A 15,400-nucleotide genomic window follows, 5' to 3' on the forward strand; every position below is an offset into this window, starting at 1 on the left:
CGGGCGCCGCGACCTCTACGGCATTGTCAGTGCCGTGGTGTGGAATGGATCTCGTGCCCGCACTGGAAGAACCACTCAAGAAAGTGCTCGGCCCTCCCACCGCCAAGGTGATGGCCGAGCACCTCGGCCTGCACACCGTCGGCGACCTTCTGCACCACTACCCGCGCAGATACGAGGAGCGCGGCCAGCTCACCCACCTGGCCGACCTCCCCATGGACGAGCACGTCACGGTGGTCGCCATGGTCGCCGACGCCCGCCTGCACACCTTCGCCTCCTCCAGGGCCCCCCGCGGCAAGGGCCAGCGTCTCGAGGTCACGATCACTGACGGCAGCGGCCGCATCCAACTGGTCTTCTTCGGCAACGGCGTTCACAAGCCCCACAAGGAGCTTCTGCCGGGCACCCGGGCGATGTTCGCCGGCAAGGTCTCCGTCTTCAACCGCCGACTGCAACTGGCACACCCGGCGTACGAGTTGCTCCGCGGCGCCGACGACGAGGCCGCGGAGACGGTCGAGACCTGGGCCGGCGCGCTCATCCCGATCTACCCCGCCACCGCCAAACTGGAGTCCTGGAAGATCGGCAAGGCCCTCCAGACGGTCCTGCCCAGCGCCCAGGAAGCCGTCGACCCCCTCCCGGACACCCTCCGCGCGGGCCGCGGCCTGGTCACCCTCCCCGAGGCCCTCCTCAAGATCCACCGCCCGCACACCAAGGCCGACATCGAGGACGCCCGATCCCGCCTCAAGTGGGACGAGGCCTTCGTCCTCCAGGTGGCCCTGGCCCGCCGCCGCCACGCCGACGCCCAACTCCCGGCGGTGGCCCGCAGACCCAGGCCGGACGGCCTCCTGACGTCCTTCGACGACCGGCTCCCCTTCACCCTCACCGAGGGCCAGCAGAAGGTCTCGAAGGAGATCTTCGACGACCTGGCCACCGAGCACCCGATGCACCGCCTGCTCCAGGGAGAGGTGGGTTCAGGGAAGGCACAGCCACTGGACTCGCTCGTGCTCACACCTCGCGGTTTCCGGCGGATGGGTGACCTGAGGGTGGGTGACGAAGTCGTCGTGCCCGCAGGAGAGATCGCTCTGATCGACGGGGTCTTTCCACAAGGCGAGCGAGATGTGTGGCGCATCGTGCTCTCCGACGGAAGTTCGGTGGAATGCGATGACGAACACCTCTGGGTGGTCGGAACGAGTTGCGGCTGGGATCGTGGTCAACCCCCCAAAGTGCTGACCACCCGGGAAATCCGACACGACCTGCTCGAGGCCGACGGATCGTCGAAGTGGTACATCCCGGCGGCGAGCCCTGTGGACCTCGGCGACGACGGCGGGCCCCCTCTGGATCCCTACCTGTTCGGGCTCCTGCTGGGTGACGGCTCGTTCCGGCACGACCTGCGGTTCTCCACTGTGGACGACGAGATCCGTGATGCCTTGGCGGCGTCGGTGGCTCCGGAATGTCACCTGCGCCCTGTCACCGGCTCGCGGTGCGACTACACGATCCAGCTGGCCCGACGTTCGGGCGGAGTTCGTAACCCGATCATCCAGACCCTGCGTGACCTGGGCCTTTGGGGACTGACGTCACATGACAAGTTCATTCCCGCCGAATTCAAGAACGCGTCGATCAAGAATCGCCTCGCTCTCCTGCAGGGGCTCATGGACACCCACGGCACAGTTGATCAAAACGGAATGAGCATCTCCCTGTGCTCGGCCTCGCTGACGTTGGCGGACGACGTGGCCTGGCTCGTGCGCTCCCTGGGCGGCAGGGCGCGCGTTCTGCCCAAGAAGGCCGCTTTCAACGTCTCGGTGGCGTTGCCCGACGGCTACCCCCCGTTCCGGCTCAGCCGTAAAGCCGACCGCGTACGCCCCCGCCCGAAGTACAACACTTTCCGCCGCGGCATCCGGGCTGTGGAGCCCGTGGGGCGGAAGCCGGTTCAATGCATCAGCGTCGGCCACCCCAGCCACGCCTACGTCACGGATCACTTCACGGTGACCCACAACACGATGGTGGCCCTGCGCGCCATGCTCGCCGTCGTCGACGCGGGCGGTCAGGCCGCCATGCTCGCGCCCACCGAGGTCCTCGCCCAGCAGCATCACCGCTCGATCGTCGAGATGATGGGGGAGCTGGCCGAGGGCGGCATGCTGGGCGGCGCCGAGCAGGCCACCAAGGTGGTGCTGCTGACCGGCTCCATGGGCGCGGCAGCCCGCCGCCAGGCCCTGCTCGACCTGGTCACCGGTGAGGCCGGGATCGTGATCGGCACGCACGCGCTGATCGAGGACAAGGTGCAGTTCCACGACCTTGGCCTGGTCGTCGTCGACGAACAGCACCGCTTCGGCGTGGAGCAGCGCGACGCCCTGCGCGGCAAGGGCAAACAGCCCCCGCATCTGCTCGTCATGACAGCGACCCCCATCCCGCGCACGGTCGCCATGACCGTCTTCGGCGACCTGGAGACCTCGGTCCTCGACCAGCTGCCCGCCGGTCGCTCACCCATCGCCTCCCATGTCGTCCCGGCCGCCGACAAGCCCCACTTCCTCGCCCGCGCCTGGGAGCGGGTGCGCGAAGAGGTCGGTAACGGCCATCAGGCGTACGTCGTCTGCCCCCGCATCGGCGACGAGGAGGACGACCCCAAGAAGGCCGGCAAGAAGAAGTCCCCCGAGGACGAGGCCGAGAAGCGCCCGCCCCTCGCCGTCCTCGAGGTGGCCGATCAGCTGGCCAAGGGCCCCCTGCAGGGACTGCGCGTCGAGGTGCTGCACGGCCGTATGCACCCCGACGACAAGGACGCGGTCATGCGCCGCTTCGCCGCGGGGGACACCGACGTCCTGGTCGCCACGACCGTCATCGAGGTCGGCGTGAACGTCCCGAACGCCACCGCCATGGTCATCATGGACGCCGACCGCTTCGGCGTCTCCCAGCTCCACCAGCTGCGCGGCCGCGTGGGCCGAGGCTCCGCGCCCGGCCTGTGCCTCCTGGTCACCGAGATGCCGGAAGCCAGCGCGGCCCGCCAGCGCCTGAACGCGGTGGCGTCGACTCTGGACGGCTTCGAGCTGTCCCGCATCGACCTCGAACAACGCCGCGAGGGCGATGTCCTGGGCCAGGCCCAGTCCGGCGCCCGTACCTCTCTGCGGGTCCTCGCCGTCATTGAGGACGAGGAGATCATCGCGGAGGCGAGGGACGAGGCAGCGGCCCTGGTGGCGGCGGACCCGGAGCTGGAGCAGCTCCCCGGCCTACGCACGGCCCTGGACGCCCTCCTGGACGACGAAAGGGAGCAGTACTTGGAAAAGGGGTGAGGGAGAATCCCCAAGGGGCGCGGGGCTGTAATCCATATGCGGCTACCGCCGCGCGGGCGCGACCAGCCACACTGAACCTAAAGCCGTCCACAACCAAGGACCAAAGATGACCCGCGTGATCGCCGGCGCGGCCGGCGGACGTCGCCTGGCCGTGCCCCCCGGCACGGGAACCCGCCCCACCTCCGACCGCGCACGCGAAGGTCTCTTCTCCACCTGGCAGTCCCTCCTGGGCGGCCCCCTGGACGGCGAACGCGTCCTCGACCTCTACGCGGGCTCGGGCGCAGTCGGCCTCGAAGCCCTGTCCCGCGGCGCGAGCCACACCCTCCTGGTCGAGGCCGACGCGCGAGCGGCACGCACCGTCCGCGAGAACGTCAAGAACCTGGGCCTCCCCGGCGCCGAGGTGAGGTCGGGCAAAGCCGAACAGATCATCCAGACCCCGGCGCCGACCGAGCCGTACGACCTCGTCTTCCTGGACCCCCCGTACCGAGTCACAGATCACGATCTTCGCGAGATCCTGCTCACACTCCGCTCAGGGGGCTGGCTCGCGCCGGAGGCACTCGTCACCGTGGAGCGCAGCACCAGAGGCGGCGAATTCCGGTGGCCGGACGGTTTCGAAGCGATCCGGGCCCGTCGTTACGGCGAGGGAACGTTTTGGTACGGTCGCGCCGCCTCCACGTGCGAAGACGCACGATGACCGGACCCGAGAGCGAGGGATCAGCAGTGCGCCGCGCCGTCTGTCCCGGGTCGTTCGACCCGATCACCAACGGACACCTCGACATCATTTCCCGCGCCTCCAGGCTGTATGACGAGGTCTACGTCGCCGTCATGATCAACAAGGCCAAGAAGGGCCTGTTCGAGGTCGACGAGCGACTCGACCTGATCCGCCAGGTCACGGCCGAGTACGGCAATGTCCGCATCGAGGCCTTCCACGGCCTCCTCGTCGACTTCTGCAAGCAGCGCGACATCCCGGCCATCGTGAAGGGCCTGCGCGCGGTCAGCGACTTCGACTACGAGCTGCAGATGGCCCAGATGAACAACGGCCTGTCGGGCGTGGAGACCCTCTTCGTCCCGACCAACCCCACCTACAGCTTCCTGTCCTCCTCCCTGGTCAAGGAAGTGGCGACCTGGGGCGGCGACGTCTCCCACCTCGTGCCGCCGGTGGTGCTGGAGGCGCTCAACAAGCGCCTGCGCCAGGACTGATGGGGCTACAGTCGTCCCGTCCGTCTCCATCACAGCTGTAGAGAGTGGCGAGCACACGGTGGACGTGCAGAAGAAGCTCGACGAGATCGTCGCGTCGGTCTCAGGTGCCCGGTCGATGCCCATGTCGGCCTCGTGCGTGGTCAACCGCGCCGAACTGCTCTCGATGCTGGAAGAGGTCCGTGCGGCCCTGCCCGGTTCCCTCGCCCAGGCCCAGGAGCTGATCGGCGGCCGTGAGCAGATGGTCGAGCAGGCCCGCCAGGAGGCCGAGCGGATCATCCAGGGCGCGCACGCCGAGCGCGGCTCCCTGATCTCCGACACCGAGGTCGCCCGCCGCTCCCAGGCCGAGGCCGACCGCATCCTCGCCGAGGCCCGCAAGGAGGCCGAGGACGTCCGCGCGGAGGCCGACGACTACGTCGACTCCAAGCTCGCCAACTTCGAGGTCGTCCTCACCAAGACCCTCGGCTCCGTCGGCCGCGGCCGCGAGAAGCTCCTCGGTACCGGCCCCGGCACCGACGAGAACGGCTACGAGGACGAGGACGCCCCCGAGCGCAGCCACGACCCGGAGACCCTGCGCCGCAGCGCCGACGAATACGTCGACGTGAAGCTCGGCGCCTTCGAGGCGGTCCTGGCCAAGACCCTGGAGGCCGTCGGCCGCGGTCGGCAGAAGCTGCACGGCCGGATCGCCACCGACGACCTCGGCGCCCTCGCCGACGACACCGGCACCGTCCAGCACTCCAGCGACGCCGACTACCTCGCCGACCTCGCCGCCCTCGCGGAGCAGGACGCCCCGGCGGCCCCCGCCGAGCAGCCCGCGGCTGCCGTACCGCCCCAGCCGCAGTACGACCCGCAGACCGCGCAGCCGGCGTACGGCTACCAGCAGCAGACCGCGGATCCCTACGGCTACCAGCAGCAGTACGGCGGCCAGCAGGACCCGTACGGCTACCAGCAGGCCGACCCCTACGCCTACCAGGGCTACGCCCCCCAGCAGGCCGCCTACGACCCCGGCCAGGAGCAGCACCAGGTCCCGCAGCAGACCGCGCAGGGCAACCAGGGTTACGCGCTCGACGAGACCAGCCTCTTCGACACCAGCATGATCAGCGCGGAGCAGCTGCGGGCCTACGAGCAGGGGCGAGGGCAGTAGGAGACAGCCGGATTGGGCCGTGAGCGAAAGGTCCAGTATCCTGGCTCTTCGGTCGCGTGTACGTCCGCGATCAACGCTGCCCGGGTAACACCGAAGGGCAGTACCCCCTGAGCTCAGCAGATCGAAAGCAGGAATGGCGTGACAGCCCGCCTCGACCACCGCAACCCTCTCGTGTTCGACACGCACGAGCTGGGTCGGCGGCCCGGTGCGCTGCAGCGCCTGACCCGCGAGATCGACGCCCCCAAGGACTTCGGTATCCAGGGGGTCGTCGGAGTGCCGGAAGGCGCCCCGGTGGAGCTCGAACTCCGGCTCGAGTCGGTCATGGAAGGGGTGCTTGTCACAGGCACCGCCCGTGCACAGGCCGAGGGGGAGTGCGTAAGGTGTCTGGAGCCGCTTCAGCTCGACGTCGAAGCGGAATTCCAGGAGATGTTCTCGTACCCTGACGCCGACGACCGGGGCCGCCATCACAGCGCGGAACCCGGCGACGACGCCGAGGACGACGAGGACAGGCTCTTTCTCGAGGACGGCCTGTTCGACCTCGAACCCGTGCTGCGTGATGCGGTGGTGCTCGCACTGCCGATGCAGCCGGTGTGCCAGGAAGACTGCCCAGGACTGTGCGCCGAGTGCGGTGCGCGCCTTGCGGACGACCCGGACCACCACCATGACGCCGTCGACATCCGTTGGGCGGCATTGCAGGGACTCGCCGGTTCACTCGAAGACGGCGAGAAGGACGAGATGAGCGGCGCTGACGCGGAAGCGGGCGTCGACGAGAAGCAGGAGAAGTAGCCGTGGCTGTTCCGAAGCGGAAGATGTCGCGCAGCAACACGCGCCACCGCCGGTCGCAGTGGAAGGCTGCGGTCACCCCCCTGGTTGCGTGCGAGCGCTGCCACGAGCCCAAGCAGCAGCACATCGCGTGCCCGTCTTGCGGCACCTACAACAAGCGCCAGGTCCTCGAGGTCTGAGCGGCTGGTGAGAGGCACTGTGTCCACTGCCAAGAAGGCGGAAGACGCCACGGCGGACCCACACGCCCGTAAGAAGGCGGACAACCAGGCCTCGTCCCACACGCTGTTGGAAGGGCGGCTCGGGTACAAGCTCGAGTCCGCCCTTCTGGTGCGTGCGCTGACCCACCGGTCGTACGCGTACGAGAACGGCGGCCTGCCCACCAACGAGCGCCTGGAGTTCCTCGGGGACTCCGTCCTCGGCCTCGTTGTCACGGACACGCTGTACCGCACCCACCCCGACCTGCCCGAAGGCCAGCTGGCCAAGTTGCGGGCCGCGGTGGTCAACTCGCGTGCGCTGGCGGAGGTCGGCCGTGGGCTCGACCTGGGCTCCTTCATCCGGCTCGGCCGGGGCGAAGAGGGCACGGGCGGCCGGGACAAGGCATCGATCCTCGCCGACACCCTGGAAGCGGTGATCGGCGCGGTCTATCTCGACCAGGGCCTGGACTCGGCGGCGGAGCTGGTGCACCGCCTGTTCGACCCGCTGATCGAGAAGTCCTCGAACCTCGGAGCCGGCCTGGACTGGAAGACGTCCCTCCAGGAGCTCACCGCGACCGAAGGCCTCGGCGTCCCCGAGTACCTGGTCACGGAGACCGGCCCCGACCACGAGAAGACCTTCACTGCTGCCGCCCGCGTCGGAGGCGTCTCGTACGGCACCGGCACCGGCCGCAGCAAGAAGGAGGCGGAGCAGCAGGCCGCCGAGTCCGCGTGGCGGTCCATCCGGGCCGCGGCGGACGAGCGCGCCAGGAAGGCGAAGGCGGCAGCGGATGCCGCCGAGCCGGACATCGCTGAGCCCGACGCCGACGCGCCGTCGGCCTCCGCCTGACCGAACAGAGCGATCCGAGCGCCCGCACCCCGCCGTGGGGCGGGCGCTCGGTCCCTTCACACGCAGGTGGACGGGGGAGCCCATGCCCGAGTTGCCCGAGGTCGAGGTCGTACGGCGCGGTCTGGAGCGGTGGGTCGCGCATCGCACCGTCGCCGACGCCGAGGTGCTGCACCCGCGTGCCGTGCGGCGGCACATCGCCGGCGCCGACGACTTCGCGCACCGCCTCAAGGGGCACCGGATCGGCACGCCGAGCCGCCGCGGCAAGTACCTGTGGCTGCCGCTGGAGGACTCGCACCAGTCGATCCTGGCCCACCTCGGCATGAGCGGCCAGCTGCTGGTCCAGCCGCAGGAGGCCCCCGACGAGAAGCACCTCAGGATCCGGGTGCGGTTCGCGGACGCGCTCGGTACCGAGCTGCGGTTCGTCGACCAACGCACCTTCGGCGGGCTGTCGTTGCACGACAACACAGCGGACGGACTGCCCGACGTCATCGCGCACATCGCCCGCGACCCCCTGGACCCGCTCTTCGACGACGAGGCCTTCCACCAGGCCCTGCGCCGCAAGCGCACCACCATCAAACGGGCCCTGCTGGACCAGTCGTTGATCAGCGGTGTCGGCAACATCTACGCGGACGAGGCCCTGTGGCGCACCCGCCTCCACTACGACCGCCCGACCGCGACCTTCACCCGCCCGCGCAGCCTCGAACTCCTCGGCCACGTAAGGGACGTGATGAACGCGGCCCTCGCCGTGGGCGGCACGAGCTTCGACAGCCTGTATGTCAACGTCAACGGCGAGTCGGGCTACTTCGACCGGTCGCTCGACGCGTACGGCCGTGAGGGACTGCCGTGCAAGCGGTGCGGTACGCCGATGCGCCGGCGGCCCTGGATGAACCGGTCCAGCTACTTCTGCCCGAAGTGTCAGAGGGTGCCGCGCGTCTCGTCGTAGCGTCGGCGTGCGTCGAGCACATCGTCCATCTGTCCCTCCACGAAGTGGATGAGGTTCAGCAGCCGCTCGGCGACGCCGCGTCCGAGCGGCGTCAGTTCGTAGTCGACCCGCGGTGGATTGGTCGGCTGCGCCTCGCGGTGCACCAGGCCGTCCCGCTCCAGGGCGTGCAGCGTCTGGGACAGCATCTTCTCGCTGACGCCGTCGACCCGGCGGCGCAGCTCGTTGAAGCGCAGCGAGCCCTCGTACAGGGCGCCGAGCGTGAGTCCGCCCCAGCGGCCCGTCACGTGCTCCAGCGTGCCCCGCGAGGGACAGGCCTTGGCGAACGCGTTGTAGGGGAGGTCCTGCGCCTCCGTGCGTTCCTGCGTGATGTCCATGACTGAAGCGTACTCCAGTGCAGCGCTGGCAAAAGGTTTGCGCTAACTTCTGGTTAGTTCAGTCGGGCCACGAGCACGCCGAAAACCACGCGCTCAAGGCACCGTCCTCGCAGTAGCCTGCCCACCGAGCCGGCCGCCGAGGGGACGGCGCCTTGGGGGTAGGTGTGTGGGACGGCCCGTTCTACCGGGTGCGCAGGGACGGATACGAGATCTGCTTCGTCGCGGGCGAGGGGGAGGACCTCGACGAGGTCTGCGACGTCGACATGTGGGTGACGTTCGCCGACGGGCAGCGCTGGTCCGGGACCGTGGTCACCCTCGACGCGGCGCGCCGCCTGATGGACAGCCGGCAGGGAACCGAGGAGTGCCTCGGCGGCCGGTACTTCTACGGCTGGGACAGTCTGATCGTCCGGGACCCGGGCATCCCCGCCATGGCCCAGGTCATCGACCACCTCGTCACCACCGGCGACTACAGATCGGCCCTGCGCCCGCTGGGCCTCGCCGAGGACTGACCGTCCGTACCGTCAGTACCCGAAGTCCTGCGTCCACCAGGGCCCGCCGGCCCCGAAGTGCACGCCGACCCCCAGGGTCTTGAAGTCGCAGTTCAGGATGTTGGCCTTGTGGCCCGGGCTGTTCATCCAGGCGTCCATCACCGAGGCGGCGTCGGCCTGGCCGCGGGCTATGTTCTCGCCGCCGAGGTCGGTGATGCCGGCCTTCGCGGCCCGGTCCCACGGGGACGCCCCGCTCGGGTCGGTGTGGTCGAAGAAGCCCCGCGCGGCCATGTCCTCGCTGAAGTCCTGGGCCAGGTCCGTGAGCGAGCTGTTGGCGGCGACCGCGCTGCAGCCGACCTGGGCGCGCTCCTGGTTGACCAGCTGGAGCACCTCGGCCGCGGCGGCGGCCTGGGCCGACATCTCCACCGGGGCGCCGGTCTGCTCGCGCTGGGACTCCTTCTCCTTCTCCTTCTCCGGCGCCTTCGTGGCCGTACGGGAAGGAGTCTCCTTCGGCTTCTGGCTGGGCGTGGCCGACGGCTTCTTCGACGGGGTCTTCGTCGGCGCGGCCGACGACGTCGACGGGGTCGGCGAGGTGGGCCGTTCGGCGTCCCGGCTGGTCGAGGAGCCGTTGTCCTGGCTGTCGGCGTCGCCGGACGTGCCGCCCTGCTCGGTGGGGGCGTTGGTCGGGGTGTCGGCGGCCTGCACCTTGTCCGCGCCGTTGCCGCCGCCGAGCTGGTAGTTGTCGATGCCGGGCACCACGCCCGTGGCGACCGCGACCGTGCCGAGGGCGACCGCCGCGGAGACGCCGAGCAGCCCGGTCTTCACCGGCGCCACAACCTTCTTCTTGCGCCGGCGGTGCGAGCCGCCCCCGGGGCGCCGGGAACCGCCGCTGGGCGTGAAGCCGTCACTGCGGAACGCGGCCGTCTCGGCGTCCGGGAACGTGGTGGTCCCGGTGATCCGGTCGTAGTCGTCGTCCGAGGCGAACAGGTAGGCGTCGCTCTTCGCGTAGGCCTCGGCGTACGCCTCCGGGTTCAGATAGGGCGCGATGCCCATCGTCGGGCGGTCGCCGCCGTACGAGTCCAGCGGGTCGTGGCCCTCCGTGAAGGAGCCGTCCGTGTGTGTGACCCCCGTGGCGCGGCCCGTGGCGGCGCGGCCGGCGGCGGTGCGTCGGTGGCGTCCCATGTCCTGGCCTTCCTCGTCCCTGCAGTCTCAAGATCCCCACAGAACTCACTCGATCGTGTGAGTTTCATATGGGATTCATTGGGTGGGGACGGTACCCCATAGCGCCCGGGGAGGAAGTGCCCGGAGAGACATTGGCCCGTTAGGTTGCAGTCATGAGCGAGGATGTACGGCTGGTCGCCTGGGTGCGTGGACGCGTCCAAGGTGTGGGTTTCCGCTGGTTCACGCGGGCCAAGGCCCTCGAGATCGGCGGCCTGAGTGGTTTTGCTCTCAATTTGGCCGACGGCCGGGTCCAGGTGGTCGCGGAGGGGCCGCGAGAAGGCTGTGAAGGGCTCCTCGGTTGGCTGGAGGGCGACGACACGCCCGGGCGTGTGGACGGTGTCACCGAGATCTGGGACACACCTCGTGGGGGTTACGACGGCTTCGCCATCCGCTGAGCCGTTTCTGTAAATCGGCCCTGGCGCAAGCGGAGGGACCTGCCACCGGCAACTGCCCCGAGCAGAAATGGGCAGGTGGTTGCCAAGAAGCGCGTGGGGTGGCAGGCTCCGCACTCAAGGATGATCGCCACGCACCGAGGGCCCCGCAGGAGTCGCCGCGCAGCCGCTTTCCGGCCGTGCGCCACCGGGTTCGCCCGCCAATACGGGGCGTGATCGTGTTGACCGTCAAACTTTTTGGTGAGACGCTGAAAGCCCCGCGCACCTTCGCTGTTTGGCGTGGCTGAACGGCAGCACAACTTCAGGCCTGCCAAGCAACCGCGGGTGCGAATCCCTCACGACCCACACCGCTTCGGTCGGTCACTCATTGTGGAGGACCATCCATCATGGCAAAGGCGCTTCTCGGTTACGTCGGCGGCTCCGACCCTCGACTCCTCGCCGAGATGCGACGGCTCCAGCAGCGCGTACAGGACCTGGAATCCGAGCTCGGTCGGATCCAGGCGGAGAACGACGCGCTGACGGCTGCCGCTTCTCACGACAGGATCATGGAGAGCATCGACGCACACCAGGCGGAGCCTGCGCTCACCTGATCACTGCATCGCTCCACGACAGCACAGGCAGTGGTTGGGCAGCCCGTATCCCACCGCTAGGTAGTTGTCAGACGACTGGAAAGTCAGCCGTCAGAAGTTGCAAGGGACGCTTCGGCGTCCCTTCTTTCTTGCCCCCGGCTTACTGCCCCGCGCATCCTTTCACCCTCTTTAACGTCTGGTGTGCCCTGCACGTTCATCGGTGAAACCGTGGGTTCATGGAGTGACATCCGGGCGGAAGGTAGAGTCCAGCGGCGTGCACCTCAAGGCCCTGACCCTCCGCGGGTTCAAGTCGTTCGCCTCGGCGACCACGCTCCGGTTCGAGCCGGGCATCACGTGTGTCGTCGGTCCGAACGGCTCGGGCAAGTCCAATGTCGTGGACGCCCTCAGCTGGGTCATGGGCGAGCAGGGTGCCAAGTCGCTGCGCGGCGGCAAGATGGAGGACGTCATCTTCGCCGGCACGACCGGCCGTCCGCCACTCGGCCGAGCCGAGGTTTCGCTGACCATCGACAACTCCGACGGCGCACTGCCCATCGAGTACGCCGAGGTCACCATCACGCGGATCATGTTCCGCAACGGCGGCAGCGAGTACCAGATCAACGGCGACACCTGCCGTCTCCTCGACATCCAGGAACTGCTGTCCGACTCCGGCATCGGCCGTGAGATGCACGTCATCGTCGGCCAGGGTCAGCTCGACTCCGTGCTGCACGCCGATCCCATGGGCCGCCGTGCCTTCATCGAGGAGGCCGCGGGCGTCCTCAAGCACCGCAAGCGCAAGGAGAAGGCGCTCCGCAAGCTGGACGCGATGCAGGCCAACCTCGCGCGCGTGCAGGACCTGACGGACGAGTTGCGCCGGCAGCTCAAGCCGCTCGGCCGCCAGGCGGCGGTGGCGCGCCGGGCCGCCGTCATCCAGGCCGACCTGCGCGACGCCCGCCTCCGCCTCCTCGCCGACGATCTCGTACGGCTCCGGGAGGCACTCCAGGCCGAGGTCGCCGACGAGGCCGCGCTGAAGGAACGCAAGGAGGCAGCCGAGCAGGAGCTGAAGAAGGCGCTCCAGCGCGAGGCCCTCCTGGAGGACGAGGTACGACAGCTCACGCCGCGCCTTCAGCGCGCCCAGCAGACCTGGTACGAGCTGTCCCAGCTCGCCGAGCGGGTGCGGGGCACGATCTCGCTGGCCGACGCGCGCGTGAAGAGCGCCACGTCCGCGCCGCCGGAAGAACGCCGGGGCCGCGACCCGGAGGACATGGAGCGCGAGGCCGCCCGCATCCGCGAGCAGGAGGCCGAACTCGAAGCGGCCCTGGAGGCGGCGGAGCGCGCCCTCGAGGACACGGTCGCCCACCGCGCCGAATTGGAACGCGAGCTCACGCAGGAGGAACGGCGCCTCAAGGACGTCGCTCGTGCCATCGCCGACCGCCGCGAAGGCCTCGCCCGACTGAACGGGCAGGTCAACGCGGCCCGTTCACGCGCGGCCTCCGCCCAGGCCGAGATCGACCGCCTGACCGCCGCACGGGACGAGGCCCAGGAGCGGGCCTTCTCCGCGCAGGAGGAGTACGAGGCCCTCAAGGCCGAGGTCGACGGGCTGGACGCGGGTGACGCGGAACTCGGCGAGCAGCACGACGCGGCGAAGGGACGCCTGAGGGAGGCGGAGGCGGCTTTGACGGCGGCCCGTGAGGCGGCCACGGCGGCCGAACGAGCGCGCGCCGCGACCGAGGCCCGCCGTGATGCGCTGGCGCTCGGCCTGCGCCGCAAGGACGGCACAGGGATGCTGCTCGGTGCCCGTGACCGACTGACCGGTCTCCTCGGCCCGGCGGCGGAGATGCTGACGGTGACACCCGGCTACGAGGTGGCCCTGGCGGCTGCCTTCGGCGCGGCGGCGGACGCGCTCGCGGTGACGTCACCGTCCGCCGCGGCGGAGGCGATCCGTCTGCTGCGCAAGCAGGACGGCGGTCGAGCGGCGCTGCTGCTGGCGGGCGAGCCGGGGGTGATGGCGGAGGCAGGTGCGGCAGCGTCCCGAAGGGGCGCGGGGAACGGGGCGACCAGCCACGATGAGCCCGCAGACGCCCGACTGCCGCATGTGGCGGATTTCGTCCGCGGCCCTTCCGAGCTCATGCCCGCGGTACGACGCCTCCTCCACGGCATCATCGTCGTCCCCACCCTGGAAGACGCCGAGGAACTCGTCTACACCCACCCCCACCTCACCGCCGTGACCGCCGAAGGCGACCTCCTGGGCGCCCACTTCGCCCACGGCGGCTCCGCGGGCGCCCCCAGCCTCCTCGAAGTGCAGGCCTCCGTGGACGAGGCCGCCGCCGAGCTGGAGGAGCTGGCGGTGCGCTGCGAGGAGCTGGCCGAGGCCCAGCAGGCGGCGACCGAGCGGCGCAAGGAGTGCGCAGGGCTCGTCGAGGAGCTGGGGGAGCGGCGCCGGGCGGCCGACCGGGAGAAGTCCGCCGTAGCCCAGCAGCTCGGCCGGCTCGCGGGCCAGGCAAGAGGCGCGGCCGGCGAAGCGGAGCGCTCCGTCGCCGCCGCCGCACGGGCCCAGGACGCCCTCGACAAGGCACTCCAGGAGGTGGAGGAACTCGCCGAACGGCTCGCCGTGGCCGAGGAGATGCCGGTCGAGGAGGAACCCGACACCTCGGTACGGGACCGTCTCGCCGCCGACGGCGCCAACGCCCGCCAGACCGAGATGGAGGCCCGCCTCCAGGTCCGTACGCACGAGGAACGCGTCAAGGGACTCGCCGGCCGCGCCGACTCCCTCGACCGCGCCGCCCGAGCGGAGCGCGACGCACGCGCGCGTGCCGAGCAGCGGCGGGCCCGGCTGCGCCACGAGGCGGCCGTCGCGGAGGCCGTCGCCTCCGGCACCCGGCAGCTGCTCGCCCACGTCGAGGTCTCCCTCGCCCGCGCCGACGAGGAACGCGCCGCCGCCGAGGCCGCCAAGGCGCGTCGCGAGCAGGAACTCACCGTCGCCCGCAACCAGGGCCGTGACCTCAAGGCCGAACTCGACAAGCTGACCGACTCCGTGCACCGCGGCGAGGTCCTCGGCGCCGAGAAGCGGATGCGGATCGAGCAGCTGGAGACCAAGGCGCTGGAGGAACTGGGCGTGGAGCCCGCCGGGCTCGTCTCCGAGTACGGCCCCCACCAGCTCGTACCGCCGTCCCTGGCCGCCGAGGGCGAGCAGCTCCCCGAGGACCCCGAGCACCCCCGCAACCAGCCCAAGGCGTTCGTGCGGGCCGAGCAGGAGAAGCGGCTCAAGGCGGCCGAGCGGGCCTACCAGCAGCTCGGCAAGGTCAACCCGCTCGCCCTGGAGGAGTTCGCGGCGCTGGAGGAACGGCACAAGTTCCTCAGCGAGCAGCTCGAGGACCTGAAGAAGACCCGCGCGGACCTGCTCCAGGTCGTCAAGGAGGTCGACGAACGCGTCGAGCAGGTCTTCACCGAGGCGTACTGGGACACGGCCCGGGAGTTCGAGGGCGTCTTCAGCCGGCTGTTCCCCGGGGGTGAGGGACGGCTGATCCTGACCGATCCCGACAACATGCTCACCACGGGTGTCGATGTCGAGGCACGTCCTCCCGGCAAGAAGGTCAAGCGGCTGAGCCTGCTCTCCGGTGGCGAGCGGTCGCTGACCGCCGTCGCGCTGCTGGTGTCGATCTTCAAGGCCCGTCCCAGCCCGTTCTACGTCATGGACGAGGTCGAGGCCGCCCTCGACGACACCAACCTCCAGCGGCTGATCCGCATCATGCAGGAGCTGCAGGAGGCCTCGCAGCTGATCGTGATCACGCACCAGAAGCGCACGATGGAGGTCGCCGACGCGCTGTACGGCGTCTCCATGCAGGGCGACGGTGTGTCGAAGGTCATCAGCCAGCGGCTTCGCTGACATCAGCCCCGGGCGACGAGCCCGGCGGCGCCCAGCCATGCCCAGCGACTTTCACCATTACTTCAAGAAGTGAACACGAGTCACCTGTTC

14 protein-coding genes are annotated in these 15,400 nt (G+C 69.8%); 12 read left to right on the plus strand and 2 right to left on the minus strand.

Annotation, left to right across the window (positions count from 1 at the left end; translation table 11 throughout):
* Positions 1 to 44 precede the first annotated feature (44 nt).
* The 8 genes from ACFZBP_RS40130 to mutM all read left to right on the plus strand — a co-directional run bounded on the left by ACFZBP_RS40130 (position 45) and on the right by mutM (position 8,383).
* Positions 45 to 3,275, plus strand: coding sequence for a helicase-related protein (locus tag ACFZBP_RS40130; protein WP_391420884.1), 3,231 nt, complete (start codon positions 45 to 47; stop codon positions 3,273 to 3,275).
* Positions 3,276 to 3,309: 34 nt separating this feature from the next.
* Complete coding sequence (rsmD, locus tag ACFZBP_RS40135) at positions 3,310 to 3,969, plus strand: 16S rRNA (guanine(966)-N(2))-methyltransferase RsmD (RefSeq protein WP_391420932.1); 660 nt, start codon at positions 3,310 to 3,312, stop codon at positions 3,967 to 3,969.
* Between the two features lie 26 nt (positions 3,970 to 3,995).
* Positions 3,996 to 4,475 carry a pantetheine-phosphate adenylyltransferase gene (gene coaD, locus ACFZBP_RS40140; protein WP_370269177.1) on the plus strand — a complete coding sequence of 160 codons (480 nt, stop codon included), beginning with the start codon at positions 3,996 to 3,998 and terminating at the stop codon, positions 4,473 to 4,475.
* 58 nt (positions 4,476 to 4,533) lie between these two features.
* The gene (locus tag ACFZBP_RS40145) at positions 4,534 to 5,616 is read left to right on the plus strand and encodes an ATP synthase F0 subunit B (RefSeq protein WP_383454169.1); all 1,083 of its coding nucleotides are present in this window, start codon (positions 4,534 to 4,536) and stop codon (positions 5,614 to 5,616) included.
* 138 nt (positions 5,617 to 5,754) lie between these two features.
* Positions 5,755 to 6,402: a YceD family protein gene (locus ACFZBP_RS40150; protein WP_383454167.1), complete on the plus strand. Its 648-nt coding sequence runs from the start codon at positions 5,755 to 5,757 to the stop codon at positions 6,400 to 6,402.
* A 2-nt stretch (positions 6,403 to 6,404) separates the two neighbouring features.
* Positions 6,405 to 6,578: a 50S ribosomal protein L32 gene (gene rpmF / locus ACFZBP_RS40155; RefSeq protein WP_015657589.1), complete on the plus strand. Its 174-nt coding sequence runs from the start codon at positions 6,405 to 6,407 to the stop codon at positions 6,576 to 6,578.
* 7 nt (positions 6,579 to 6,585) lie between these two features.
* The gene (rnc, locus tag ACFZBP_RS40160; RefSeq protein ID WP_383454163.1) at positions 6,586 to 7,440 is read left to right on the plus strand and encodes a ribonuclease III; all 855 of its coding nucleotides are present in this window, start codon (positions 6,586 to 6,588) and stop codon (positions 7,438 to 7,440) included.
* 82 nt (positions 7,441 to 7,522) lie between these two features.
* On the plus strand, positions 7,523 to 8,383 hold the full coding sequence (gene mutM / locus ACFZBP_RS40165) for a bifunctional DNA-formamidopyrimidine glycosylase/DNA-(apurinic or apyrimidinic site) lyase (protein WP_391420885.1): 861 nt from the start codon (positions 7,523 to 7,525) through the stop codon (positions 8,381 to 8,383).
* Here the strand turns inward: mutM and ACFZBP_RS40170 are convergent.
* Complete coding sequence (locus ACFZBP_RS40170; protein ID WP_391420886.1) at positions 8,356 to 8,757, minus strand: winged helix-turn-helix transcriptional regulator; 402 nt, start codon at positions 8,755 to 8,757, stop codon at positions 8,356 to 8,358. The genes mutM and ACFZBP_RS40170 overlap by 28 nt on opposite strands.
* Before the next feature lie 152 nt (positions 8,758 to 8,909).
* Between ACFZBP_RS40170 and ACFZBP_RS40175 the strand changes: the two genes are divergently transcribed.
* Positions 8,910 to 9,266, plus strand: coding sequence for a hypothetical protein (locus tag ACFZBP_RS40175; RefSeq protein ID WP_383454156.1), 357 nt, complete (start codon positions 8,910 to 8,912; stop codon positions 9,264 to 9,266).
* 12 nt (positions 9,267 to 9,278) lie between these two features.
* Here the strand turns inward: ACFZBP_RS40175 and ACFZBP_RS40180 are convergent, their stop codons facing one another.
* Positions 9,279 to 10,427, minus strand: a complete 1,149-nt coding sequence (locus ACFZBP_RS40180; RefSeq protein WP_391420887.1) for a CAP domain-containing protein — start codon at positions 10,425 to 10,427, stop codon at positions 9,279 to 9,281.
* A gap of 152 nt (positions 10,428 to 10,579) precedes the next feature.
* Here ACFZBP_RS40180 and ACFZBP_RS40185 point away from each other — a divergent pair, with 152 nt between their 5' ends.
* The 3 genes from ACFZBP_RS40185 to smc all read left to right on the plus strand — a co-directional run bounded on the left by ACFZBP_RS40185 (position 10,580) and on the right by smc (position 15,310).
* Complete coding sequence (locus ACFZBP_RS40185) at positions 10,580 to 10,861, plus strand: acylphosphatase (protein ID WP_383454150.1); 282 nt, start codon at positions 10,580 to 10,582, stop codon at positions 10,859 to 10,861.
* A gap of 383 nt (positions 10,862 to 11,244) precedes the next feature.
* Entirely contained in the window at positions 11,245 to 11,448 is a 204-nt protein-coding gene (locus ACFZBP_RS40190) for a hypothetical protein (RefSeq protein WP_030048901.1), read from the plus strand.
* Positions 11,449 to 11,701: 253 nt separating this feature from the next.
* Positions 11,702 to 15,310: a chromosome segregation protein SMC gene (gene smc / locus ACFZBP_RS40195; protein ID WP_391420888.1), complete on the plus strand. Its 3,609-nt coding sequence runs from the start codon at positions 11,702 to 11,704 to the stop codon at positions 15,308 to 15,310.
* Positions 15,311 to 15,400 lie beyond the last annotated feature (90 nt).

It is taken from the genome of Streptomyces sp. NPDC008086 (genome assembly GCF_042957325.1).
Taxonomy (GTDB): domain Bacteria; phylum Actinomycetota; class Actinomycetes; order Streptomycetales; family Streptomycetaceae; genus Streptomyces.

Bases quoted from the DNA above. Each gene is read 5' to 3' on its own strand.
- ACFZBP_RS40170 (WP_391420886.1), bottom strand. From the start codon at position 8,757: ATGGACATCACGCAGGAACGCACGGAGGCGCAGGACCTCCCCTACAAC.
- ACFZBP_RS40130 (WP_391420884.1), top strand. From the start codon at position 45: ATGGATCTCGTGCCCGCACTGGAAGAACCACTCAAGAAAGTGCTCGGC.
- ACFZBP_RS40185 (WP_383454150.1), top strand. From the start codon at position 10,580: ATGAGCGAGGATGTACGGCTGGTCGCCTGGGTGCGTGGACGCGTCCAA.
- ACFZBP_RS40180 (WP_391420887.1), bottom strand. From the start codon at position 10,427: ATGGGACGCCACCGACGCACCGCCGCCGGCCGCGCCGCCACGGGCCGC.
- ACFZBP_RS40190 (WP_030048901.1), top strand. From the start codon at position 11,245: ATGGCAAAGGCGCTTCTCGGTTACGTCGGCGGCTCCGACCCTCGACTC.
- mutM (WP_391420885.1), top strand. From the start codon at position 7,523: ATGCCCGAGTTGCCCGAGGTCGAGGTCGTACGGCGCGGTCTGGAGCGG.